Origin of the sequence: Paraburkholderia guartelaensis, assembly GCF_004353905.1 — a bacterium.
GTDB classification, from domain to species: domain Bacteria; phylum Pseudomonadota; class Gammaproteobacteria; order Burkholderiales; family Burkholderiaceae; genus Paraburkholderia; species Paraburkholderia guartelaensis.
On the sequence record NZ_SMOD01000002.1, the window covers coordinates 410,246 to 434,217 of the forward strand.

A 23,972-nucleotide genomic window follows, 5' to 3' on the forward strand; every position below is an offset into this window, starting at 1 on the left:
CTCACCGCCGCGCATTCACGCCCGGCGCACTATGCCGAAATCGTCACCGCGCATGGGTCGTTCGAGCAAGACGGCCAAAATGGCGCGACCTACGATTGTCGCCATGAAAACCCTGACCGTTATCGACTCCCACACGGGCGGCGAGCCCACGCGCCTCGTGATCGCCGGCGGCCCCGAGCTGGGCCGCGGCCCGCTCGCCGAACGCCTCGCCGTATTCCGTCGCGACTTCGACCGCGTGCGCGCGGGCGTCGTCAACGAGCCGCGTGGCTCGGACGTGATGGTCGGCGCACTGCTATGCGAGCCGCATGATCCGTCCTGCTCCGCCGGTGTGATCTTCTTCAACAACGTCGGCTTTCTCGGCATGTGCGGGCACGGCACCATCGGCCTCATCGCATCGCTCGCGCATCTTGGGCGCATCGCGCCCGGCGTGCATCGCATCGAAACGCCGGTCGGCAACGTCGAAGCCGAACTGCATGCCGACGGCAGCGTCACTGTGCGCAACGTGCCCGCGTATCGCTATCGTCAGGCGGTGCCGCTCGACGTGCCCGGCTACGGCCGCGTGCACGGCGACATCGCCTGGGGCGGCAACTGGTTCTTCCTCGTCGCCGATCACAACCTGACGCTCGAAGCGAGCAACGTCGAAGCGCTCACCGAAGCCACGTGGGCCATGCGCCAGGCGCTCGAAGCGAACGGCATTACCGGCGCGGACGGCGCGCTGATCGACCATATCGAACTGTTCGCGCACTCGGACGTCGCGGGCATCGACAGCCGCAATTTCGTGCTGTGTCCCGGCAAGGCCTACGACCGCTCACCGTGCGGCACCGGCACGAGTGCGAAGGTCGCGTGCCTCGCCGCGGACGGCACGCTCGCACCCGGCGCGCGGTGGCGTCAGGAAAGCATCATCGGCAGCGTGTTCGAAGCCTGCTATGAAACCACGCCCGATCTCCCCGCAGGCCATGTGCGCCCGAGCATACGCGGCAGCGCGCATATTAGCGCGGAGTCCAAACTGATTTTCGCCGACGACGATCCGTTCGCGTGGGGCATTCCCGCGTGATGCAAGTTTCGAGCAGTCAATACGATGTCGTCGTGATCGGCGCGGGCATCGTGGGCGCAGCATGCGCGCATGAACTCGCGGCGCAGGGCCTGAACGTGCTCGTCATCGAGCGAGCCGGCATAGGCGGCGGCGTGACGGCCGCCGGCATGGGCCACCTCGTCGTGATGGACGACACGCCCGCCGAATTCGCGCTGAGCGCGTGGTCGCTGGCACTGTGGCACGCGCTGGCGCCGCGTCTCGACGAGCGCCATGCATTCTTGCGCTGCGGCACGCTCTGGGTCGCCGCCGACGAAGAAGAACTGGCGCTCGCGCAAACGCGTCAGCAGGCGCTGCAACGTCAAGGCGTGGCGTGCTCGCTGCTCGACGCGCGCCAGTTGCGCGAAGCGGAGCCGGGTCTGCGCAAGGGCCTCGCAGGCGGCATGATCGTCGACAACGACGCCGTGGTCTATGCGCCTGCCGTAGCGGCATGGCTGCTCGAACAACCGGTCGGCGGCCGCATGACCTGCCGCACGCAAACCCAGGTCGTGCATATCGACCGCGCGGGCGTGCATCTCGCCGATGGCGAAATCATCGGCGCGGGCGCAGTGTTGATCGCGAACGGCCTCCAGGCGCTCGAGTTGCTACCGCGCCTGCCGCTACAGCCGAAGAAGGGACATCTGCTCATTACCGATCGCTATCCCGGCACGATTCGTCATCAGATACTCGAACTCGGCTACATCAAGAGCGCGCACAACGCTAGCGGCACCTCGGTGGCGTTCAACGTGCAACCGCGGCCGACCGGGCAATTGCTGATCGGCTCGTCGCGCCAGTTCGACAGCACCGACCCCGCCGTCGAGCCGGCGATCCTCGCGCGCATGCTGCGCCGCGCCGCCGAATATCTGCCGCAACTGCCCACGCTCAACGCGATTCGTGCATGGACGGGCTTTCGTCCGGCATCGAGCGACGGCATGCCGCTGATCGGCCCGGCTGCCTCGTTCGCCGATGACGACCGCCATCCGTCCACGTGGCTCGCCACCGGACACGAGGGCCTCGGCGTCACCACGGCGCTCGGCACCGCGAAACTGATTGCCGCGCAAATGCTCGGACGCGCCGCCGACATCGACGCAACGCCCTATCTCCCCGCGCGCTTCGCTGACCAGGGGGCCGTGCATGCCTGAATCGAATACGACGTTGACGATCGACGGGCGCAAAGTGGGCGTCGCGCCGGGCAGCTCGGTTGCCGCAGCCATCGCCATCGCCGCGCATGCAGAACACGCGGCGCCCGTCACGCGGCGTTCGGTGAGCGGCGCGCTGCGCGGGCCGTTGTGCGGCATGGGCATCTGCCAGGAATGCCGTGTCACCATTGACGGCGTGCCGCATCGGCTTGCCTGTCAGACGATTTGCGTCGCGGGCATGAACGTCGTCACCGGGAATGCAGCGCCATGAAGTTCGATATCCTGATCATTGGCGCCGGACCGGCCGGATTGAACGCCGCGCGCATCGCCGCAGAAGCGGGCGCGAGCGTAGGCATCGTCGATGACAATGCGCTGCCTGGCGGCCAGATCTGGCGTCAGGGTCCCGGTCATCGCGCCACCGGCCCCGCGCGTGCCGTGCTCGACGCCCTCGCGGCGCGCACCAACGTCACGTTGCTAAGCGGAACCCGCATTGTGCAAGCGCTGCCCGGGCGGCAACTGCTCGCGCAAGGCCCAGAGCGGGCGCTCACGCTCGCTTACGGCAAGCTCATCGTCGCCTCGGGCGCGCGCGAGCGCTTCCTGCCCTATCCCGGCTGGACCTTGCCGGGCGTCACAGGCGCGGGCGGCTTGCAGGCGCTCATCAAAGGCGGGATGCCCGTGCGGGGCGAACGGATCGTCGTCGCGGGCAGCGGGCCGTTGCTCTGGGCCGCCGCCGTCACCGCGCGCCAGCATGGCGCGACGATTGCCGCAATCGTCGAGCAGGCGCCGCCGCAAGCGGTGCGCCGCTTCGCGGCAGGCCTCGTCCATACGCCGGCGAAGCTCGCACAGGCGCTGCGCATGCGCTTCGATTTGCGCGCCACGCCTTACTGGTGCGATGCGTACGTCACCGAATCCATCGGCACGACGCGCGTGACGCAAGCGCGTGTACGGCGCGGCAACGGCGAAGTGCTGGTCGATTGTGACCGGATCGCTTGCGCCTATGGCCTCGTGCCGAATACGGGCCTCGGCGCGGCGCTGGGTTGCCGCCTCGAAACCCATGCGGGTTCTCCCGCCATCGCCGTGAACGAATGGCAGCAGACCTCCGCCGAAGCCGTATCCGCGGCCGGCGAATGCACGGGCGTGGGCGGCATGGAACTCGCGGCGGTGGAAGGACGCATCGCCGCGTACGCCGCGCTCGGCGACCGCGCGAACGCCCGGCGACTATTCATCGAACGCGAGCGTTACCGCCGTTTCGCCATGCGCCTGCACGCGGCGTTCGAACTCGCACCCGCATTGCGGGCGCTTCCGCAGCCCGACACCGTGTTCTGCCGTTGCGAGGATGTCACGTATCGCGACGTCGCGCGCCATGCGTCGTGGCGCGACGCCAAGCTGCAGACGCGCTGCGGCATGGGCCCGTGCCAGGGCAAGATTTGCGGCGACGCGGCGGCGTTCTGCTTCGGCTGGCCGCAAAACGGCCAGCGTCCGCCGTTCTCGCCCGCGCGCATCGACACCTTGCTGCACGCAGAAGTGACGGAATAGCGCCACACGCGTTTTTTGTTGCAGATGCGCGAGCGTGCGCAAATCGGCACAATGGTGACTTCCGCCGATCCCGCCCCAAGCGCCCCGCGATGCCCGAACTGGTCCTGCCCGCCGCCCTCGAAAACGCCACGTTTGCGCAGATGGTCGCGCATTTCACCATGCTGGAACCGCTGTTCGACGCGATGCCCGACGTGGTGTTCTTCGTGAAGGATCACGAGGCGCGCTACGTGATCGCGAACACCACGCTCGCCGCGCGCTGCGGCTTCAAGGAAAAGCGCGCGCTGCTCGGCAAGACCGCCGAGCAAGTCTTTCCCTCGCGCTTCGGCCACAGTTACACCGCGCAGGACCAGGCCGTGGTGCGGCTCGACAGCAGTCTCATCGACCAGCTCGAACTGCATCTGTATCCGGGGCGGCAGCCGGGCTGGTGTCTCACCTCGAAAGTCCCGCTGCACGACGCGCGCGGCCGCGTGCTGGGCGTGGCGGGCATTTCGCGCGATCTGCAGGCCGCCGAAGGCACGCACCCCGCTTACCAGCGGCTTGCGGTCGCCGCGAAGTACATCCAGGACAACTATGCGCAACCGCTCAAGCTCGCGCACCTGGCGAAGCTCATCAACATGTCGGTGGCGCAGATCGAGCGCTACTTCCACAAGATCTTCCACCTCACGCCCCGCCAGATGCTGCTGAAAACGCGTCTGGATGCGGCCTCGGTGCTGCTCGCGAGCGACCTGAGCATCACCGACATCGCCACGCAGTGCGGCTATAACGATCACAGCGCTTTCACGCGGCAATTCAAGGCCACGGTGGGCGTCACGCCAAGCCAGTATCGCGCGTTGCTGCAAACGCCCGAAAGCGCGCAGACGCCCGGCGCTTGAGCCTCGCGGCCAGGGTTGTCCCTGGACTGCTTTAAGAAAGCAGCGGACTATGCAGATTTCGTCTTTTTGAGGCGCGAAAGGCCTCAAGCGTCAAACGATCTGGACAGCGATACTTCACTCATATTCAACAGGTACCGGCGCGAGCCGCTACGCATTCAAGGAGTGAGTCACAGTGAGCGCTATCCAGTGGAGCGGGGTGTTTCCCGCCGTCAGCACGCAATTCAAGGCGGACTTCTCGGTCGATATCGACGCCACGCACCGGGTGGTGAGCAATCTCGTCAAGGACGGCGTGTCGGGCCTCGTGGTGTGCGGCACCGTCGGCGAGAACACCTCGCTCGCGACGCATGAAAAGATTGCGGTGATCGAAGCCGCGCGCGACGCGGCAGGCGGCAAGGTGCCGGTGATCGCGGGCATCGCCGAATTCACCACGGAGTTCGCGCGCCAGACCGTGAAAGAAGCGGCGCGCGTGGGCGTGGACGGCGTGATGGTCATGCCGGCGCTCGTGTATTCCTCGAAGCCGCACGAAACGGCCGCGCATTTCCGCGCCGTGGCTTCCAGCACCGACGTGCCGGTGATGGTCTACAACAATCCGCCGATCTACAAGAACGATGTGACGCCCGACATCCTGATCGCTCTTCAGGATTGCGAAAATATCGTCTGCTTCAAGGATTCGTCGGGCGATACGCGCCGCTTCATCGATCTGCGCAACGCCGTGGGTGACCGCTTCGTGCTGTTCGCGGGCCTCGACGACGTGGTGGTCGAAAGCGTGGCCGTGGGCGCACAGGGCTGGGTATCGGGCATGTCGAACGTGTTCCCGAAGGAAGGCGAAACGCTCTTCCGTCTCGCGAAGCAAAAGCGCTTTGACGAAGCGCTCGCGCTCTACCGCTGGTTCATGCCGCTGCTGCACCTCGACGCGCGCCCCGACCTCGTGCAGTGCATCAAGCTGTGCGAGGAACTGGTGGGCCGCGGCAGCGCGGTCACGCGCCCGCCGCGCCTGCCGCTCGAAGGCGAAGCGCTCGCGCATGTGAAGGCCGTGGTCGAGAAGGCGCTCGCCACGCGCCCCGCCCTGCCGGACGTCGGTCTGTAAGACTGTAAGCGTCACGAACCAGACGCGCCTCTCTCCCAATCTTCATTCGAATCACCGAAACCGGGCCACGTTGGCCCGGTTTGCTTTTCTACACGGGATGCCATGTCCGCCACCATCGTCCTCACGCTCGACGAAGTCTTCACGCTCTCGCGCAATGTGCTGCTGCGGCACGGCATGTCCGAGGCGCACGCCGATGCGATTGCGCGCGTCATCACACAAGGCCAGCGCGACGAATGCCATTCGCATGGCATCTATCGCCTGCTCGTCTGCGCACGCTCGCTCAAGAGCGGCAAGGTCGATGCGCGCGCCGAGCCCACGCTGCGCGATATCGCGCCCGGCGTGCTGGCCGTGGACGCGCAGTATGGCTTTTCGCTGCTCGCCTTCGAAACCGGCCTGCCCGTGCTCGCGCAGAAAGCGCGCAGCCAGGGCATCGCGGCGATGGCCATCAACCACTGCTTTCATTTTTCGGCGCTGTGGCCCGAGGTCGAAGCCATCGCGGCGCAAGGGCTCGTGGGCATCGCCATGAACCCGAGCCATAGCTGGGTCGCGCCGGCGGGCGGCACCCGCGGCGTGTTCGGCACGAATCCGCTTGCGTTCGCGTGGCCGCGCGAAGGCGGCCTGCCGTTCGTGTTCGACTTCGCCACGAGCGCGATTGCGCGCGGCGACATCGAACTGCACGCGCGCGAAGGCAAGCCCATTCCGCCGCATTGGGCGCTCGACAGCGAAGGCCAGCCCACCACCGACGCCCGCGCGGCGCTGGACGGCGCGATGCAGACGTTCGGCGGCCACAAGGGCTCGGCGCTCGCGGCCATGATCGAGCTGCTTGCGGGCGCGCTGATCGGCGACCTTACGAGCATGGAGTCGCAGGCCTTCGACGGAGGCGCGGGCGCAAGCCCTTGCCATGGCGAGCTCGTCATCGCCATCGATCCCCGGCGCTTTGGCGGCGACGGCTACGAAGCCGGTCAAGCGCGCGCCGAGCGGCTGTTCGCCGCCATCACCGCCCAGGGCGCGCGCTTGCCGTCGCAGCGCCGTTTCGAGGCGCGCGAGCGCAGCGAACGTGACGGCGTGACGGTGCCGCGCGCGCTTTACGACGATGTGCTGAAACTCCTCGACTGATTGGTCAGACGCCCCCTCAGCGTGCCGCTTAAGCACCGGTTAAGCCGGGATGAGCGACAATGTAAGGCTGGAAATTGGGGGAGCGAGCGATGCGCCTGTTGCTGGTGGAAGACGACGAAATGATTGCCGAAACGGTGCTCGACTCGATGCGCCGCGAGGGTCATGCCGTCGACTGGGCGCGCGACGGGCGCGAGGCGGAGCTTTCGCTCGACAACGACGTGTACGACCTCGTGCTGCTCGACCTCGGGCTGCCGAAGAAGGACGGGATCGAGGTGCTCAACGGCTACCGCCGCAAAGGCGGCGAAGCGGCCGTGCTGATCCTGACCGCACGCGACTCGGTAACGGACCGCATCGCCGGGCTCGACGCCGGCGCCGACGACTACCTGATCAAGCCCTTCGATCTCGACGAACTGGCCGCCCGCACGCGCGCCATGCTCCGCCGCCGCACGGGCCAGAAGCAGCCCGTTTACACGCACAGCGGCCTCGCGCTCGATCCCGCCGCGCACGAGGTGACGAAAGACGGCGAAAGCGTCGCGCTCGTGCCGCGCGAATTCGCGCTGCTGCGCGTGCTCATCGAGCAGCCCGCGCGCGTGTTCACCAAGGCCGAACTCGAAGAGCGCATGTACGGCTGGGGCGAGGAAGTCGGCAGCAACGCGATCGAGGTGCATGTGCATAGCTTGCGCCGCAAGATCGGCACCGACCAGATCGTGACCGTGCGCGGCGTGGGCTACCGGCTCAAGAGATCGGAATGAACTCCATCCGCCGCCGCCTGCTGGGCTGGCTCATCTGCGGTTTCGCGGCCGCGTCGTTGGTGGCGGGCTTCGGCATTTTTCACAGCGCGCGCGAAGAAGCGGGCGAGCTGTTCGATTACGAGCTGCATGCCGTGGCGCAATCCATACCCGCGAACGTCGCGACGGCACGCGAGGTCGAGCAGTCCGGCCCAGGCTTCGACGAAATCGCCGACGACCGCATTCTCATCCAGATCTGGGACCACGACGGCAAACTGGTTTACCGCTCGCAGGAAACACCCGTGCTGCCGCGCCAGTCCACGGGCTTTCGGACGATCGAGCACGACGAGGTGCATTGGCGCGTGTACGGCATCGCGCAACCGGAGCGCTTCGTTCAGGTGGCGCAGCCTATCTCTGTGCGCGATGGACTGGCGCTGCACCTCGCGCTTCATACGTTGTGGCCGCTCGCACTGCTCGTGCCGGTGGCCATTGTGCTCCTGCTGTTCGTGGTAACGCGCGGGCTCGCGCCAGTAGGCGCGTTGTCGGCGCTGCTCGCTTCACGCTCGGCGCACGAGCTGGAGCCGTTGCGCCTCGATGGTTCGGTGCCCGTCGAACTTCGCCCGCTCGTCGTCGCGCTCAACGATCTGCTGGATCGCCTGAATACGGCCTCGCAGGCACAGCGCACCTTCATCGCCGACGCGGCGCACGAGCTGCGCTCGCCGCTCGCCGCGCTCAAGCTGCAATGGCAGGCGGCGCTGCACGACGGCACACTCAACGGCGAGCCGCGCACGCTCGAGCGCATGCAAACGCGCCTGAACCGCACGATCCGCCTCGTGCAGCAATTGCTCACGCTTGCGCGCGAAGATGCGCAAGCGAGCACGCCCGCCACTGTCGTGAGCCTGCGGCGGCTGGGCGAGCAGGCCATCGGCGACTTCTCGCTGCTCGCGGAGGAGAAAGGCATCGACCTCGGCCTGGAGTCGCGGCCGCCCGTGACGCCCGAGTGCATCTGCAACGTGAACGCCGACGCGCACGGCCTGAACACCTTGCTGAACAACCTGCTCGACAACGCGATCCGCTACACGCCGGCAGGTGGCAAGATCGATCTCGTGCTCACGCGTTCGCAGGACACGCTCGGCTTCGAAGTCATCGATAACGGGCCCGGCATTCCCGAAGACGATCTCGAACGCGTGCTGGACCGCTTCTTTCGCGGCGATCATGCGCAGGGCACGGGTAGCGGACTCGGTCTTTCGATTGTGGCGCGCATCGCGCAGCGTCATGGTCTCACGTTCACACTGCGCAACAACCCCGGTGGGCGCGGGCTCACCGCCGCGGTGAGCGGGCTGCCCGTGCACGACAGCCCGGCGGCCAAAACGAATGCGCCCGCGAGCCGAACCGCCCGCGCGACGAGCGATTCGGCCTAAGGCGCAGACGCGCCCTGCACCAGTTCCAGCATACGATAGGCGAACCGCACGCGCGACTCGGTGGGGTGGTTGCGGTTGGCGAGAATGACGATGGCCGTCTTGCGGGAAGGCTCGAAGGCCAGATAGCCGCCAAAACCGTTGGTCGCGCCCGTCTTGTCGCGCAACGCATCGGGCTGCGGCGGCAGCGGCGGGATCAACGCCGTGGCCGGGTTGTCCTCCAGCACCATGACGTTCGCGTTGCCTTTCACGAGATCGTTCAGACTCACCGGCTGCGCATACTGCTCCCAGACGAGGTCCTGAATGAACGGACCTGCGCGGAAATAACCCACATGTGTGGCCTCCAGCGCGCGCTGCATCTCCGGCTCCACTTCGACCTGGCCCATGTTCGCTTCGAGAAAGCGCAGCATGTCACGCGTATCCGATTTCACGCCATAGGCTTCGTCGGCGAGCACGCCGGGATTCAGGCGCACCGGCGCGTCCTTGCAGTTGTAGCCCTGCGCATAGGCCGCGCGCTCCGAGGGCGGCACGCGAATGAACGTGTGCGCGAGCCCGAGCTTCGGAAAGAGCAGTTTCTCCACCGCGTCCGGGTAGCTCATGCCGAGCTGCTGCGCCGTGATGCGCGCGAACATGCCGATGCTCGGGTTCGCGTAGGTGCGCTGCGTGCCTGCCGGATAACGCGGCCGCCATGCCTTGAGCCATGCCATCAGCTGCGCGTCGTTCGTGACTTCGTCGGGCACCTGCAGCGGGAAGCCGCCGCCCGTGTGCGTGCCGAGATTGATGAGCGTGAGCGCGCCGAACGGCGTGTCGTGCATCTCGGGCACATAGGCGCTCACCGGCGCATCGAGCGAGAGCTTGCCATTCACCTGCGCCCACCCGGCGAGGGTGGCGGCGAACGTCTTGCTCATCGAGCCGAGTTCGAAGAGCGTTTCGTTCGTGACCGGCTCACCCGTTTCCTTCGATGCGACGCCGAAGTTGTAGAAGCGCTCCGCGCCGTTCACGACAACGCCAATCGCGAGACCGGGGATGCCGTTCTCGCGCATGAACGCGAGCGCGGCTTCGCGGATTTGTGCGTCGCTGCCGGTGGCGGATTCGGCGGCAAAGGCAGGGCTGTTGAGCGCGATGGCGAACAGCAGGGCACCGGCACAGCCCCTTACGAGTGAACGAAGCAAGATCGCCTCCTTACGCGGTGCGCAAAAGCCGTGATCTTACCCGGTCTGCGCGCAGCGGCCTCCGGGGAGGCGACCCGTGCTGACAGACTTACTCGGCGTACTCCGGGCTGCGCTGCAGTTCATGCACCGCGCCAGCCGTGTGCTCCTCGCGCATACGTTGAGCATGTACCGGTTCAAGTGCCGGCCCGCGCGAGCCACGTACGAAGCGGCGCCCTTCCCGGCCATACACGGCATTCGACTCTGGGAACATCGTCAGCAGTACGACGTAGATGATGCCGCCCACCGCCAGCGAAACCGGCACGCTCAGATCGAGGCCACCCGCCAGCGAGCCAAGCGGACCGATGAATTGCCCCGGCAGATTCACGAACGAAAGACCGAGGAACGCCGCCGGCAGCCACGCGCCCATCGCGCGCAGATTCCAGCCGTGCGTGAACCAGTAGTGGCCGCCGCGGCCGCCGCGATTGAAGATCTGGAGGTCGTCGGCGAGATAGTGACCCCGGCGCGTAATGAAGCCGATCACCATGATCGCCATCCACGGACAGCTGAACGTGCAGATCAGCGTGGAGAACGTCGAGACGCTTTCCACGAGATTGAACGCGAAGCGGCCGACGAAGATGAAACCGATGGCCAGCGTGCCGATCAGCATGGTCGCGCGCACGCGGTTCAGAAGTCTCGGGAACATGCTCGACATATCGAGGCCGGTGCCGTAGAGCGCGGTCGTGCCGGTGGACATGCCGCCGATAATCGCAATGAGGCACGTAGGCAGCAGGAACCAGCGCGGCGACACAGCCAGCAGTCCACCCACATAATCGTTCGAGGCGATATAGCTTGGCGCCTTCGTTGCGATGAGCGTGGCCGTGACGAGGCCGAAGAAGAATGGCACGAAGGTGGCGATCTGCGCGGCGAATACGGCGCCCATCACGCGGTGGCGCGGCGTGTGCTGCGGAATGTAGCGCGCCCAGTCGCCGAGCGTCGAGGCGAACGACACCGGGTTGCTCAGCGCGACGAGCACCGCGCTCACGAAGGCCACCCAGAATCCCGCGCCGCCCTCATACAGCGTGCCGGCATAGGCGGGATCGAACGCGCCCGCGAACGCGAAGGCGCCCACCACGAACATGAGGCTCGCCGCCCACACGGCAATCTTGTTCACCCACAGCATGAAGCGAAAGCCGTAGATGCACACCACCACCACGAGCACGGCGAACACCATGTAAGCCGAGCTGAGTGTCCAGGCGTTGACCGGCACGCCGACCATGTCGTGCGCGCCGCCCACGAGCGCATCGCCCGAACTCCAGACCGCGAGTGCGAAGAACGCGATCGACGTGAGCAGTGCGAGGAACGAGCCCACGATCCGACCGTGGATGCCGAAGTGCGCGCCCGACGAAACGGGATCGCTCGTGCCGTTGCGCGGCCCGAACAGGCTCATGGGCGCGAGAATGCAGGTACCGGCAAGCACGCCAAGCACGATGGACCACACGCCGGCCTTGAACGAAAGGCCGACCAGCACCGGAAAGCTGCCCAGCACCGAGGTGGAGAAGGTATTGCAGCCGCCGAACAGCAGCCGGAACAGATCGATGGGCCGCGCGTAGCGCGATGCATCGGGAATGCGTTCGAAACCGAATGTTTCGATCTGGGTAATGCTGTTATTGCTCATTGTCTCACTCCTTGCCGCGCTGATCTGGCTGCTTTTGCAAACAACCGGTCAACGCACTATCAACGTCTCTCGCCCACTTTAATCGATCACAGCGGGCTAATTATTCTGCATTCCATACGTTTACATCTTGCGCAGCCAATGTATGGCGCGCAGCGCTTCTTTCATTCAACGAGCGATTCGGGCACGGCGGCATGCTGCCCATAGACGCTGAGCAGATCGTCGCAGAACGCGCGCACGATGGGCTTTTCCGCAGCGCTGCGCTTGACGGCCAGATGCATCGGCACGTCGAAGCCGAACGTGGTGCGCCCGAGCGCCCGGATGAGGCCGCGCTGCTCGAACGGCTCGGCGTGATGCGCGGGCAAATAGCCGATATGGCTGCCCGACAGGATCAGGACCGTGGCGGCGTCGATGCTGTCGGCAATCGCCGTCACCTGCCGGTCGCCGATACCGGCAAGCTCCTCCGGTATCGGATAGCTGCGCCAGACCCAGTCGTGCTCGCGCAGGTCATCCACGTTGACGTGCGGCGCACCATGGAAAAGCGCATGGCCGCGCCCGCAGCACAGCACCTGGCGCTCGCTGAACAGCTCGGTGTAATCGAGGCCCGCCACGCGATGCCAGAAGTAGCCGATCGCAATGTCGATGTGGTTGTTGACGAGGCTTTCTTCGAGTTCTTGGGGCGCCGCGACCTTCATCGTGAAGCGCACGGCCTGATCGCGTTGGCGGAATGTGCCTATCGCTTCCGCGAGCCGCGCGTTCTCGACGTGCGAAGCCTGGCCAATCAGGCCAATGCCGAGCGTGCCAACGAGTTTCCGGTCGATATCGCGCACGCGTGCGACGAACTCGGTGGTCGCCGCAACGAGCGCGCGCGCCGAGGGCACGAAGCGCTCGCCCTTCGAAGTGAGACGAAAGCCGCCGCGCCCGCGCTCGCAGAGCTTGAAGCCCACGCGCGCCTCGAGCGCCGAGAGCTGCGTGCTGATGGTGGACTGCCGCACGCCTAGCGTCGCTTCGGCCGCGGTGATGCCGCGCGCATCCACCACGGCGAGAAACACGCGGATGAGCCGCAGGTCGAGATCGGAGGTATTGGAGAACATGCCGCTAATCCTTCACATCGGAAAGCCCATCGCCTTGATACCCTTGATCCACGCGCGCTTCCAGCCGCCTTCGGCATCGGCGCCGTCGAATGCGTGGAACGTGACCTTGGCGGCCAGCCAGCGCACCGGCTCCGGTGGGATATAGGTCGGACTCTGGTTGGCGATATCGAGCGTGCGCTCGGGGCTGTTGCGGTCGAACAGGATATTCAGGCCCATGAACGCGCCGAAGCGGCTCGCCGCCACGCCAAAGCCCGTGTAACCCGCCACGAAAACGGCCTTGTCGTTCAGATAGCGCTTCGCGAACACGGAACCGCGCGAGCAGTAGTCGATCGGGCCGCCCCACGCGTGCGAGAAGCGCACGTCGGCAAGCTGCGGGAAGGTGCGGTAAAACGCCTGCGCGAGCCGATAGTAGGTCTCGGCCTTCTGGTCCTGCGGGGGATTCGGATCGCCGTCGAAGTGATAGCTCACGAGTCCGCCGAAGATGATGTTGTTGTTCTTCGTGAGACGGAAGTAATTGAGCTGCGTGCGCGTGTCGTAAATGCCCTGGCGATTCTTCCAGCCGATACGCGCAAGCTGTTCTTCGGTGAGCGGTTCGGTTGCGAGCACGTGGTCGCGCACCTGCAGCACACGCCGATTGATATCGGGAATGCCGACCTTCGCCGTACCGCTGCCGAACACCACGCGCGGCGCGCGCACGCTGCCTTCGGGCGTCTTCACGTAAACAGTCTGGCCTTCGTCGATGACATCGATGAGCGGCGTGTGCTCGTAGAGCTTCACGCCGAGCGAAAGCGCCGCGCGCTTGAGGCCCCACGCGAGCTTGGCCGGATGCACGATGCCGCTGCGATTGCGCGACCACAGCGCACCGGCGAACAACGGCGAATCGAGTTGCTCGCGCGTCGCTTCGGCATCGAGCAGCACGACGTCGTGCCCGTAGCGTTGGTGCAGCTCGTAATCGCCGCGCAAATGCTCGATATGCTCGGGATCGACCGCCACGGTCATTTCGCCGTTCCATTCGATGTCGGCGTCGATGTTGTAGCGCTTGAGCGTTTCCTCGAAGCCGTCGAGATTGTGATGGCCGAATTCTTCGAGCTGCGCAATATCGTTGGGGAATACCCGTACGGCATTGGGCAGTCCATGCATCACCGAAGTCGAGATGATGCCGCCCGCGCGGCCCGACGCGCCGTGCGCGACCTTGCCCGCCTCGATCAGCACGACGTTCAGATGGGGCATCTGCTCCCTGGCCTGCACGGCCGCCCAGAGCCCCGTGAAGCCGCCGCCGACGATCAGCAGGTCGGCCTCGACGTCGGCGGTGAGCTTGGGCTCGGTCGGCGGCTCGGCGGGGTTGTCGAGCCAGTACGGAAAGAACCGTGTGCGCGAAAGCGCCTCTTGCACGCTGAGCGTGACGCCCGGGCGCGATTCGACTTCAACTTCTGCAGGGGTACTCATCATTGGCTTCACTGCGCGGAACGGGAGAAACAAAGCCGCCTCCTGTGGGAAGCGGCTCGCTATAGTCCTTAGCCCTGTTCGAGCACGACGTAGAACTTCTTCGCGTCTTCGAGGGTTTCCCAGCGGCCTGCAAAGCCGGCGGGCAGGAGATAGCCCTGGCCCGCCGTGAATTCCTTGCGGCCGCCATTCGCATCGGTCAGTGCGATCTTGCCTTCCACGAGCCATACCGCTTCGTCGGCGGTCGTGGCCGGGAAATCCACCGCCCCGACCTTGCCTTCCCACCAGCCGATCACATAGTTATTGTTCTTGCCGACGGTCGCGCGCCAGTCGCTTTCGTCCATGCCATATTCCAGCTTGGTGAATTCGCCGATGCCAGCGCCCAGCGGCACGATGTCCTGAATCAGTTTGCTCATTTGCGTCGCTTCCGGTTGATTGATTGAGTGACGCCAAAGTTACCGACTGGCGCGGTTGCGGTATGCCCCCCCTCAGGGGGGGCAAGCGGTGTTTTGCTGCCCGATTTGGGCATTTTTGGCGGCCGATAGCCCTCGGCTATAATGAATCAGCCATTACGAATGGGCGCACCATGCTGCTCAACGCCCCCCCGCTCAACCGCGATCAAGCGAACTTTCCGCTCTCTTTCAAGACCCTCGGCAACGTGATCGAGGCCGTCGGCACGCCCGATTTCGTGCCGCGTCTCACGCTGCTGCTCAACGAGGTCGTGCCCGTCAACGTCGTGCATATCGAACGCTCGCGTGCGGACAACACGATGCCCACGGGCTTTCGTTGCGAATGGATCGGCAGTGGCGGGGTCGGAATGGATTCGGGCGAGATCTCGGACGTGATGACCCTGTATTACGACCGTTTCTACGAAAGCGATCCGCTGTTCGCGGGCATTCGCGGCAAGCTCGGCACGATGCTGGTGGTGCGCGACATCGGCGCGATACCGCCGGGCGAATTCCGCCAGCGGCTCTTTGACGAGGCGCGCATCGCCCACGAATGCGTGCTCGCACGCGGCACCCGCCACGCGCAGGACTCCATCGCGCTCGAACGCGGGTTGCGCGAACCGCCGTTTACGCTCGTTGAAATGAACCGTTTTCGCAGTGTGAGCGAGTTTCTGTTTCCGCTGCTCGAATTGCACGCCTCCACGAGCGCGGCCCGGCGCATTGCCCATGCGGCTCCGTTCATGCATCCGCTCGCGCAGTTCGACGCACGCATTGCGGCCGACAACGTGCGCCTTTCCAAACGCGAATACGAAACCTGCGCGCACCTCATCACGGGCAAGACCGTGCCCGAAGCCGCGCAGATCCTCGGCGTGCAGGTGGCCACCGCCGAGTCGTACGTGAAACGCGCCTTCGCGAAACTGGGCGTGCGCACCAAGCGCGAGCTGATCGCCTGGGGCCACGCCGCGGTTTAGTCACGCTGTTGAGTCTATTAAAGACCCACATACATCGATTCTCGTCGATGTAAACATCTCAACTTCAATATTTGGCTGCGCGGGATCTCCCCTACCATCGCCCGATCGATTTGACTCTAACGATCGGAGACAACCCCGCATGGAACGCCAGTTCAACCAGCCGCAGGGCGGCAACGAGATGCCGCGATTCGGCGGCATCGCCACCATGATGCGCCTGCCGCAGGCCGAGACCACCGAGGGCCTCGACGTCTGCTTCGTCGGTGTGCCGCTCGACATCGGTACCTCGAATCGCTCCGGCACGCGCTTCGGGCCGCGCCAGATCCGTTCGGAATCGGTGCTGCTGCGGCCGTACAACATGGCCACGCGCGCGGCGCCGTTCGATTCGCTGCAGGTGGCCGATATCGGCGACGTCGCAACGAACCCGTATGACCTGAAGGATTCGATTCGTCTGATCGAAGCCGCCTACGATCGCATCGTCGAAACAGGCTGCCGCCCCATCACGCTCGGCGGCGACCACACGATCGCATGGCCGATCCTGCGCGCACTGCACAAGAAATACGGCAAGGTCGCCGTCGTCCACATCGACGCTCACGCCGACGTGAACGACACCATGTTCGGCGAAAAGATCGCGCATGGCACGCCGTTTCGCCGCGCCGTCGAAGATGGCCTCCTGCAATGCGACAAGGTCACGCAAATCGGCCTGCGCGGCACCGGCTATCACGCAGAAGATTTCGACTGGTGCCGCAAGCAGGGTTTCACCGTCGTCCAAGCCGAGGCCTGCTGGAACCGCTCGCTCGCGCCGCTCATGGAAGAAGTGCGCGCACGCGTGGGCGACACGCCCGTGTACCTGAGCTTCGATATCGACGGGCTCGACCCCGCCTTCGCACCCGGCACCGGCACGCCCGAGGTGGGCGGGCTCACCGTGCATCAGGGCCTCGAAATCGTGCGCGGCATGAAGGGGCTCAACGTGGTGGGCGCCGATCTCGTCGAAGTCTCGCCGCCGTATGACCAGGCCGGCACGACCGCGCTCGTGGGCGCGAATCTCGCCTTCGAAATGCTTTGCATCATGCCCGGCGTGGCTTACCGCTAGGACGCGAGGAGAATCATCATGGCTACCAATACCGAACGCCAGATCGACGGTGAGGCCTTTGTGCTGCCCGCGGCCACGATTGCGGGCGCAACCTTTTGCGCCGCAGAGAGAGAAGTGTGCTCGCGCATCTGCAACGCGGCCACGGGCGAAACGATCGGCTGGCAGGAGCACGCGACGGCCGAGATGGTCGATCGCGCCGTGCACGCCGCGCACGATGCGCTCATCGCGTGGCGGCATACCACACCCGCCGCGCGCGGCAAGCTGCTGCGCAAGATCGCCGAATTGCTGGAAGCCGACCGCGCACGCCTCGCTGCCATGCAGATGCAGGTGAGCGGCAAGCCACCGTTCGAAGCGGACCTCGACGTGAGCGACGCCATCGCGACGTTCAACTACTACGCTGGCTTGTGCGAAGACGCGTCGGTGTTCGCCGCCGAGCCGGTCGCGGTACCGGACGACGCGCTGCTGGCCGAACGCGTGCACGAACCCGTCGGCGTCGCGGCGCTGATCGTGCCGTGGAATTTCCCGATGGTCACGACGGCCTGGAAACTCGCACCCGCGTTGGCTGCGGGCTGCACGGTCGTCATCAAGCCTTCGGAACTCACCTCGCCCACCGAGCACATGCTCACCGAAATCGTGAGCGAAGCGGGCGTGCCCGACGGTGTCGTGAACGTGGTCAACGGCGGCGGCGAGGTCGGCGCATGGCTGACGACGCATCCGCTCGTCGACAAGATCTCATTTACCGGCAGCACGGCGTCGGGCCGCAAGGTCATGCAGGCCGCCGCGCAGGACATGAAGCGCCTTACGCTCGAACTGGGCGGCAAGTCCGCGCTGATCGTGCGCGAAGACGCCGACGTCGTGCAGGCCGTCTCGCTCGCGGTGGGCGGTGCTTTCACCAACGCCGGGCAGATGTGCTCGGCCACCGCGCGCATCCTCGTGCACGACAACGTGTATCGCAAGTTCATGGCCGCGTTCGAGACAGCGGTGCGAGCCGTCGTGGTCGCGCCGCCTCAGGGTGCGGACGCAGCGATGGGGCCGCTCATCAGCGCGGCGCAACACGCGCGCGTGGCCTCCCTCGTGGCGCAAGGCGTCGAAGCGGGCGCGCAGATCGCGTTCGCGGGCCAGCTCGATCCCGCATGCGGCGACGGCTTCTTCATGGCGGCAGTCGTCGTTGCGGAACCCGCGGCGGACAACGTACTGTGGACCGACGAAATCTTCGGGCCGGTCGCCTGCGTGAAATCATTCCGTTCGGATGACGAAGCAATCGCCCTTGCCAACGATACGCGTTACGGACTGGTGGCCACAGTCGTGACGAGCGACGAAAAGGCCGCGCGACGCTACAAGGCGCAGCTGCGCGCCGGGCTCGTCTGGGTCAACACTCCGCAACTGATCTTTCCGCAAGTGTGCTGGGGCGGCTTCGGCCTGAGCGGTATCGGCCGCGAGCTTGGCGTCGCGGGCTTGCGCAGCTACCAGGAATTGCGTCACACGGTCGGCCTGCGCGGCTGATTGCTTCACGCGTGCCTCACGCCCGCCTCGCGCGGGCTTGATCGCGGCCTCGCACGCAACCTGCGCGGCCGCGACGCTTTGACGGCCGGCGCCGCCGTAGGCGGCGCGGCGGGGTTTGCCGCTTGCGTGGCATAATCCCCCCAATATTTTCGCCACTTTCCGCTCCGCGCCGTGCGCCGATTCCATCTCAGGCTGGGCAGTCTATTGGGGACGCTTGCGCTCCTCATGGCGACGCTCGCGCCCGTGGTTTCGCACCTGCTTGCCGCCCAGGCCATGCAGATGACGCCCGGCACGGTGGAACGCGCGCCCTGCGGCATGCCTTCGATGGAGCGCCACGTTCACGGCACGAGCGGCGCAACTAGCACGCACGCCACGAACGCAACGCCCGGCGACATGCAGGACTGCGGCTATTGCAGCTTCTTCGCGCACCTGCCCGTCGTGTCCGGCGTGCCCGTTGCGCTGTTCGTCGTCGGCCAGCTCGTGCAGGCGCGCATCGCGGCGCAGTTCGAAAGCGTTCGCCTCGCTGCGCCCGCGAGCCACATCCACGCGCGCGCCCCACCCCTGTCCTGACTCGATCGACCATGCCAATCCCGGCCGATACGCCCAGCGTGTCGCCGGGCCTGCACGCGCGCCGCCGTGGCTCGCACGCGTGCCTCGTTCCTCGACAGGACAACCCATGTCTGACCAATCGCCGTCCAGCCGCATGGCGCTGGGCGTACCCGCACACCTTCGCGCGCTGAGTCGGCTCATCGGCTGCGCGCTGCTGCTCGGACCGTGCGTGGCCCATCCACACGCCATCGCGGGCGACCGCGTTTTCCCCTCCACGCTTTCCGTCGACGACCCCGGCGTAGGCGACGAAGCCAACCTCGAATTCGGGCACCAGCGCGTGCCGGGCGACGCCGGCGACCAAAGCATCAACACCTACAGCTTCGAGTACGACAAGCTCATCACGCCGCGGCTCGCCTTCTCCGTGGACGGCAGCTACGTCATGCAGAACAACCCCACCGCGCGCGGCTTCGACAACTTCGGCGTGGGGCTCAAGTACCTGCTCTACGTGAACGACGCGCATGAATTCATGACCTCGGTCGGCGTGAACGCCGAACTCGGCGGCACAGGCAGTCGCGCGATCGCCGCCAACTTCTCGACGATCTCGCCCACGGTCTTCGCCGGCAAGGGCATGGGCGATCTGCCCGACTCGATCGCATGGCTGCGACCCATCGCCATCACGGGCGAAGCGGGACCGTCGTTCACAACCGGCGGTGGCCAGCCGAACTCGTTCGACTATGGGTTCACGTTCCAGTACAGCCTGCCCTACCTGCAGCAGCACGTACACGACCTCGGCTTGCCGCAGCCGTTTTCCAACCTCATCCCGCTAGTCGAAGTGCCCCTCTCGCGCAGCCAGGGACAAACGACCGGGACCGTCAACCCGGGCTTCATCTGGATGAACCGCTACGGCCAGCTCGGCATCGAAGCGCAGATCCCGATCAACCGGGCGAGCGGCTCGCACGTCGGCATCCTCGCGCAGGTGCACATCTTCTTCGACGATGTCGCGCCGCGCACGATCGGCAAGCCGCTGTTCCAGTAAGCCCGCACATTCACACAGGAATATCGCCATGAAACTCGCTACATTGCGCACGGCTGTCGCCTCGATCGCGCTACTCGCCGCCCACCTCGCGTGGGCGCACGCTTATCCGACGCATCAGGAACCGCCCGCTGGATCGACCGCGCCGGCCACGCTCAACGCGGTCGTGATCGACTTCGACGATGGTCTCGAGCCCGCCTTCAGCTCCATCGACGTGACCGACGCGCAAGGCAAATCGGTCATCCGCGAGAAAGCCAAGGTCGATGCGGGCAACAACAAGCGCATGTCGGTTGCGCTGAACGCGTTGACGCCCGGAAAGTATTCGGTGGTGTGGGTCGCGGTTGCCGCCGATGGGCATCGCACGACCGGACATTACTCGTTCGACGTGAAGTGAACGTGTAACGACAAGATGAGGCCATACTGCGACTTCTTGCGGTTTCGCAGCGTGGCTCGTTCGTGGTTATCTGGCGGGGCGCCGGCTTACTGCGGCGTGGTTGCGGAAAAGGCTTCGGGCGAGCCGTTCAAGGCGTCGTACAACTCCCCAACAGGCAAGTCGCCGATTTCGTTGTGGATATAGGCATTAAACGTACGATCGTAGAGCGCCCGCCCGGCGTCGGTTTCCATCGTCATGTCGAAGCCGTTGAGAACCAGGCCGGCGATTTCGTCGGCTTCGAGCAGGATGTGTTCAGCTTTCTTTCGTTCCATGGTAGTGCTCCGGTACAGCAGGATCATGCAATTTTAAGGGGAACGGCGCTGAAATGCTGGTGAAATAAACGGGGGCGATTCGGTTTGGTTCCCGCGATGCGGTGTACGGTTTTACACCTTAATAGTTAGTTATCCGATTAATTTCCGAGGCGCCCGCATCATGACGCTTCGGACGTCCCCGGCGCAAGCACACCCAGGAGCTTGCGAAAAGACCAAATAATGGGCCAGCGGGGACGCTCGGCGTGGCCTGCGGGAAAACGCTAATGCCCCGCCTGCCTCCCCCCATCGAGCTTCAAAAAGTGCCATCGAATCTCCCTTTTGTATAGGGACGCGCGTACCCAGGTCAAATATTCTCTCTCCATCGAAGTGATCCGTCCGGCGTCGGCCCCTATCCAGGCCCCCGGCAGCAAATTTCAGGGAGAAGGATGTTGGCTCAGAAAGTGCGGCTCAAACTTGCGGTCGGTGAACACCCGCATACCTCGGCAATTCGCAACGGATCGATCCCCATCGAAGGCGTGGATGCCGAATTCGTCACAGTCCAGCCGCAGATCGGCGCATTCCGCCGCATGGTGCGCGACGTCGAGTTCGACGTCTGCGAACTGGCCCCGACCACCTATATCATCGCTCGCGCCTACGGCGCGCCCTTCGTCGGCCTGCCGATCTTCGTCACGCGCCGGTTCCACCACGGCGGCCTGCTCGTGCGCCCCGAAGCCGGCATCAAGCACCCGAAGGACCTCGAAGGCCGCAAGGTCGGCGTGCGCGCCTACTCCGTTACTACGGGCGTCTGGACGCGCCAGGTCCTGATCGACGAGTTCGGGCTCGATTCGTCCAAAGTCACGTGGGTCGTGGACGACGAGGAGCACGTCACGCAACTCGAGCTGCCTTCGAATGTCGTGCACGCGCCGGCTGGCAGCTCACTTGCCGACATGATGGCAAGCGGCGAACTCGCGGCGGGCTTCGCGGCAGCGGCAGGCATCGGCCGCACGGGCGCGCCCACTGGCGGCTGGAAGGAAGTCGAGGCCGACTACCCCGACCTGCTGCCCCACGCCGCCGAACTCGAGAAGGAGTATTACGCGCGCACCGGCATCTACCCGATGCACGGCACCATCGTCGTGAAGGACTCGGTGCTCGCCGAGCATCCGTGGATCGCGAAGTCGCTCTACGACGCCTTCGCGCAAGCCAAGCAGGAATGGCTCGCGCGCCTCGACGCAGGCGAGGCCGTAAGCGCCGGGGACAAAAAGTATCTGGAACTGCGCAAGATCGTCGGCCACGACCCGCTGCCCTACGGCATCGAGGAAAACCGCAAGACCATCGAAGCGCTCGAAGCGACCGCGTTCAAGCAGGGGCTCACGCCGCGCCGCATGTCCATGAGCGAGCTGTTCGTCGACCCCTTGGCCCGCTGATCCGCAGGAAGACACCATGATCATCGATTGCCACGGCCACTTCACGACGGTTCCCGCCTCGTTCAGGAACTGGCGCGCCACCCAGGTCGAGTTTGCCAACGACCCGGCGAACGCGCCTTCGCGCGCCGGCGCGTGGGTCAGCGACGACCAGATCCGCGAAGCGATCGGCAACGGCCAGCTCAAGCTCCAGCGCGAACGCGGCAGCGATCTCACGCTGTTCTCGCCGATCGCCGGTCTCATGAGCCACCACCTCGGCAATGAGCGCACGAGCCGCGAGTGGGCCGAAATCTCCAACGATCTCGTGTACCGCGTGACCGAGATGTTTCCGGACAACTTCGCGCCGGTCTGCCAGTTGCCCCAGTCGCCGGGCGTGGCGCCCGCCAACAGCGTGGCCGAGCTGCGCCGCTGCGTCGAGCAAATGGGCTTTGTCGGCTGCAACCTGAACCCGGACCCGAGCGGCGGCTACTGGACCGGCAAGCCGGTGACGGACCGCGAGTGGTATCCGCTCTACGAGGCGCTCTGCGAACTCGACGTGCCCGCCATGATCCACGTGGCCGCTTCGTGCAACCCATGCTTTCACGGCACCGGGGCGCACTATCTGAATGCGGACACCTCGGTGTTCATGCAGATTCTGCAGTCGGATCTTTTCCGCGACTTCCCCACGCTGCGCCTCGTGATTCCGCACGGCGGCGGCGCGGTGCCCTACCACTGGGGCCGCTACCGCGGCATGTCGCTCGAAATGCGCGACCGCCCGCTCGAAGGACTGCTGAACAATATCTTCTTCGATTCGTGCGTGTATCACCAGCCGGGCGTAGAACTGCTCACGAAGGTGATTCCGTCGAGCAATGTGCTGTTCGGCTCGGAGATGATCGGCGCCGTGCGCGGCAAGGACCCCTGCACGGGCCACTACTTCGACGACACGAAGCGCTATCTCGATGCCTGCCCGGCGCTCACCGACGAGGACCGCTTCAAGATCTTCGAAGGGAACGCCCGGCGCGTCTATCCGCGACTCGATGCACGGCTAAAGGCGCGCGGCAAATGATTTTCGCTCCCCCTGCAGGTAATCAAAAAACAATCGGGACACCCATGCCATCCTCAATCGTTGACATTCACCCGCACATCATTTCCGACAACGAAGACCGCTATCCGCCCGCGCCTCTCTTCGGCAAGCGCTCGGACTGGTCGCAGGAGCGCCCCACTACCGTCGAAACGTTGATCGCCGCGATGGACGAAGCCGGCGTCGGCAAGGCCGCTGTGGTGCATTCGTCGACCACCTACGGGTTCGACAACAGCTACGTGGCCGACAGTTGCGCGCGCTATGCGGATCGTCTCGTGGCCGTGGGCTCCGTGGACGTGCTGCAGCCCGACGCGCCGCAGCGCATTCGCGAATGGGTCGAGCGCGGCCTCGAAGGGCTGCGCCTCTTTACCGGTGGCAGTACGAAGGAATTCGACCCGAGCGAGCTGGACGATCCACGCGCGTTTCCCGCGTGGGAACTGTGCGCGGACCTCGGGCTGCCGATGTGCATTCAGACGGGTCCGGTTGGACTGCCGCAGGTCACCGCGCTCGCAAAGCGCTTCCCGGGCGTGCCCATCATCCTCGACCATCTCGGCCGCCCCGATGTGACCGACGGCGCGCCGTACGCGAAGGCGCAAAGCCTCTTCGACCTCGCGCAGTACGAGAACATTTTCCTGAAGCTCACGCCGCGCATTTTCGGCGACGTGAAGAAAGAACGCGCGAGCGCCGAGACGTTTTTCCCGCGCGTGGTCGATGCTTTCGGCGCGCAGCGTATGGCGTGGGGGTCGAATTTCCCCACTTCGCCGGGTACGCTACAGGACATTCTCGCGACGGCGCAGGCAGGGCTGCAATGCCTGAACGCTGCGGACCGCGCGTGGATTTTCGGCAAGACGGCACACAAGCTGTATCCGGCTCTGCTCTGAGCCGGCGCC

The 23,972-nt window shown here is 65.5% G+C and carries 24 protein-coding genes; 18 read left to right on the forward strand and 6 right to left on the reverse strand.

Annotated features, from left to right (window positions below):
- Window positions 1–103: 103 nt before the first annotated feature.
- From E1N52_RS04010 to E1N52_RS04050, 9 genes are all read left to right on the forward strand, one after another.
- Window positions 104–1,054: a 4-hydroxyproline epimerase gene (locus E1N52_RS04010; RefSeq protein ID WP_165979330.1), complete on the forward strand. Its 951-nt coding sequence runs from the start codon at window positions 104–106 to the stop codon at window positions 1,052–1,054.
- A complete protein-coding gene (locus tag E1N52_RS04015; protein WP_133180564.1) occupies window positions 1,054–2,211 on the forward strand; it encodes an NAD(P)/FAD-dependent oxidoreductase in 1,158 nt (385 codons plus the stop codon). The genes E1N52_RS04010 and E1N52_RS04015 overlap by 1 nt, the downstream gene beginning before the upstream one ends.
- Window positions 2,204–2,479: a 2Fe-2S iron-sulfur cluster-binding protein gene (locus E1N52_RS04020; RefSeq protein ID WP_133180377.1), complete on the forward strand. Its 276-nt coding sequence runs from the start codon at window positions 2,204–2,206 to the stop codon at window positions 2,477–2,479. The genes E1N52_RS04015 and E1N52_RS04020 overlap by 8 nt, the downstream gene beginning before the upstream one ends.
- Window positions 2,476–3,744 (forward strand): NAD(P)/FAD-dependent oxidoreductase, encoded by a 1,269-nt coding sequence (locus E1N52_RS04025; RefSeq protein WP_165979331.1) that lies wholly within the window; start codon window positions 2,476–2,478, stop codon window positions 3,742–3,744. The genes E1N52_RS04020 and E1N52_RS04025 overlap by 4 nt, the downstream gene beginning before the upstream one ends.
- Window positions 3,745–3,833: 89 nt before the next feature.
- Complete coding sequence (locus E1N52_RS04030) at window positions 3,834–4,616, forward strand: AraC family transcriptional regulator (protein WP_246088941.1); 783 nt, start codon at window positions 3,834–3,836, stop codon at window positions 4,614–4,616.
- 172 nt (window positions 4,617–4,788) lie between these two features.
- Window positions 4,789–5,703 (forward strand): dihydrodipicolinate synthase family protein, encoded by a 915-nt coding sequence (locus E1N52_RS04035; RefSeq protein WP_133180379.1) that lies wholly within the window; start codon window positions 4,789–4,791, stop codon window positions 5,701–5,703.
- Between the two features lie 102 nt (window positions 5,704–5,805).
- Window positions 5,806–6,819: an Ldh family oxidoreductase gene (locus tag E1N52_RS04040; protein WP_133180381.1), complete on the forward strand. Its 1,014-nt coding sequence runs from the start codon at window positions 5,806–5,808 to the stop codon at window positions 6,817–6,819.
- Window positions 6,820–6,908: 89 nt separating this feature from the next.
- Window positions 6,909–7,571 carry a response regulator gene (locus tag E1N52_RS04045; RefSeq protein WP_028203032.1) on the forward strand — a complete coding sequence of 221 codons (663 nt, stop codon included), beginning with the start codon at window positions 6,909–6,911 and terminating at the stop codon, window positions 7,569–7,571.
- On the forward strand, window positions 7,568–8,968 hold the full coding sequence (locus tag E1N52_RS04050; RefSeq protein WP_133180383.1) for an ATP-binding protein: 1,401 nt from the start codon (window positions 7,568–7,570) through the stop codon (window positions 8,966–8,968). The genes E1N52_RS04045 and E1N52_RS04050 overlap by 4 nt, the downstream gene beginning before the upstream one ends.
- Here the strand turns inward: E1N52_RS04050 and ampC are convergent.
- The 5 genes from ampC to E1N52_RS04075 form a co-directional block, all read right to left on the reverse strand.
- On the reverse strand, window positions 8,965–10,137 hold the full coding sequence (ampC, locus tag E1N52_RS04055) for a class C beta-lactamase (protein ID WP_133180384.1): 1,173 nt from the start codon (window positions 10,135–10,137) through the stop codon (window positions 8,965–8,967). The genes E1N52_RS04050 and ampC overlap by 4 nt on opposite strands.
- Before the next feature lie 88 nt (window positions 10,138–10,225).
- Complete coding sequence (locus E1N52_RS04060) at window positions 10,226–11,791, reverse strand: purine-cytosine permease family protein (RefSeq protein WP_133180386.1); 1,566 nt, start codon at window positions 11,789–11,791, stop codon at window positions 10,226–10,228.
- Between the two features lie 161 nt (window positions 11,792–11,952).
- The gene (locus E1N52_RS04065) at window positions 11,953–12,882 is read right to left on the reverse strand and encodes a LysR family transcriptional regulator (protein ID WP_133180388.1); all 930 of its coding nucleotides are present in this window, start codon (window positions 12,880–12,882) and stop codon (window positions 11,953–11,955) included.
- A gap of 12 nt (window positions 12,883–12,894) precedes the next feature.
- The gene (locus E1N52_RS04070) at window positions 12,895–14,328 is read right to left on the reverse strand and encodes an NAD(P)/FAD-dependent oxidoreductase (protein ID WP_246088942.1); all 1,434 of its coding nucleotides are present in this window, start codon (window positions 14,326–14,328) and stop codon (window positions 12,895–12,897) included.
- Window positions 14,329–14,396: 68 nt separating this feature from the next.
- Entirely contained in the window at window positions 14,397–14,741 is a 345-nt protein-coding gene (locus tag E1N52_RS04075; protein WP_133180392.1) for a cupin domain-containing protein, read from the reverse strand.
- Between the two features lie 170 nt (window positions 14,742–14,911).
- On the opposite strand from E1N52_RS04075, the gene E1N52_RS04080 reads away from it, so the two are divergent.
- From E1N52_RS04080 to E1N52_RS04105, 6 genes are all read left to right on the forward strand, one after another.
- A complete protein-coding gene (locus E1N52_RS04080) occupies window positions 14,912–15,742 on the forward strand; it encodes a helix-turn-helix transcriptional regulator (protein ID WP_133180394.1) in 831 nt (276 codons plus the stop codon).
- 139 nt (window positions 15,743–15,881) lie between these two features.
- Complete coding sequence (speB, locus tag E1N52_RS04085; protein WP_133180396.1) at window positions 15,882–16,832, forward strand: agmatinase; 951 nt, start codon at window positions 15,882–15,884, stop codon at window positions 16,830–16,832.
- A gap of 18 nt (window positions 16,833–16,850) precedes the next feature.
- Complete coding sequence (locus E1N52_RS04090; protein ID WP_133180398.1) at window positions 16,851–18,335, forward strand: aldehyde dehydrogenase family protein; 1,485 nt, start codon at window positions 16,851–16,853, stop codon at window positions 18,333–18,335.
- Between the two features lie 171 nt (window positions 18,336–18,506).
- On the forward strand, window positions 18,507–18,905 hold the full coding sequence (locus E1N52_RS04095; RefSeq protein ID WP_281282597.1) for a DUF2946 domain-containing protein: 399 nt from the start codon (window positions 18,507–18,509) through the stop codon (window positions 18,903–18,905).
- 133 nt (window positions 18,906–19,038) lie between these two features.
- Window positions 19,039–19,920: a hypothetical protein gene (locus E1N52_RS04100; RefSeq protein ID WP_133180569.1), complete on the forward strand. Its 882-nt coding sequence runs from the start codon at window positions 19,039–19,041 to the stop codon at window positions 19,918–19,920.
- A 28-nt stretch (window positions 19,921–19,948) separates the two neighbouring features.
- On the forward strand, window positions 19,949–20,311 hold the full coding sequence (locus tag E1N52_RS04105) for a copper resistance protein CopC (RefSeq protein ID WP_133180402.1): 363 nt from the start codon (window positions 19,949–19,951) through the stop codon (window positions 20,309–20,311).
- An 86-nt stretch (window positions 20,312–20,397) separates the two neighbouring features.
- Here the strand turns inward: E1N52_RS04105 and E1N52_RS04110 are convergent, their stop codons facing one another.
- Window positions 20,398–20,622: a hypothetical protein gene (locus E1N52_RS04110; protein WP_133180404.1), complete on the reverse strand. Its 225-nt coding sequence runs from the start codon at window positions 20,620–20,622 to the stop codon at window positions 20,398–20,400.
- Window positions 20,623–21,047: 425 nt separating this feature from the next.
- Here E1N52_RS04110 and E1N52_RS04115 point away from each other — a divergent pair, with 425 nt between their 5' ends.
- From E1N52_RS04115 to E1N52_RS04125, 3 genes are read left to right on the forward strand one after another with little or no spacing between them, the layout of a single operon-like run.
- Entirely contained in the window at window positions 21,048–22,025 is a 978-nt protein-coding gene (locus tag E1N52_RS04115; protein WP_133180406.1) for an ABC transporter substrate-binding protein, read from the forward strand.
- 16 nt (window positions 22,026–22,041) lie between these two features.
- Complete coding sequence (locus E1N52_RS04120) at window positions 22,042–23,067, forward strand: amidohydrolase family protein (protein WP_133180408.1); 1,026 nt, start codon at window positions 22,042–22,044, stop codon at window positions 23,065–23,067.
- Between the two features lie 44 nt (window positions 23,068–23,111).
- The gene (locus E1N52_RS04125) at window positions 23,112–23,963 is read left to right on the forward strand and encodes an amidohydrolase family protein (protein ID WP_133180410.1); all 852 of its coding nucleotides are present in this window, start codon (window positions 23,112–23,114) and stop codon (window positions 23,961–23,963) included.
- Window positions 23,964–23,972: the final 9 nt, after the last annotated feature.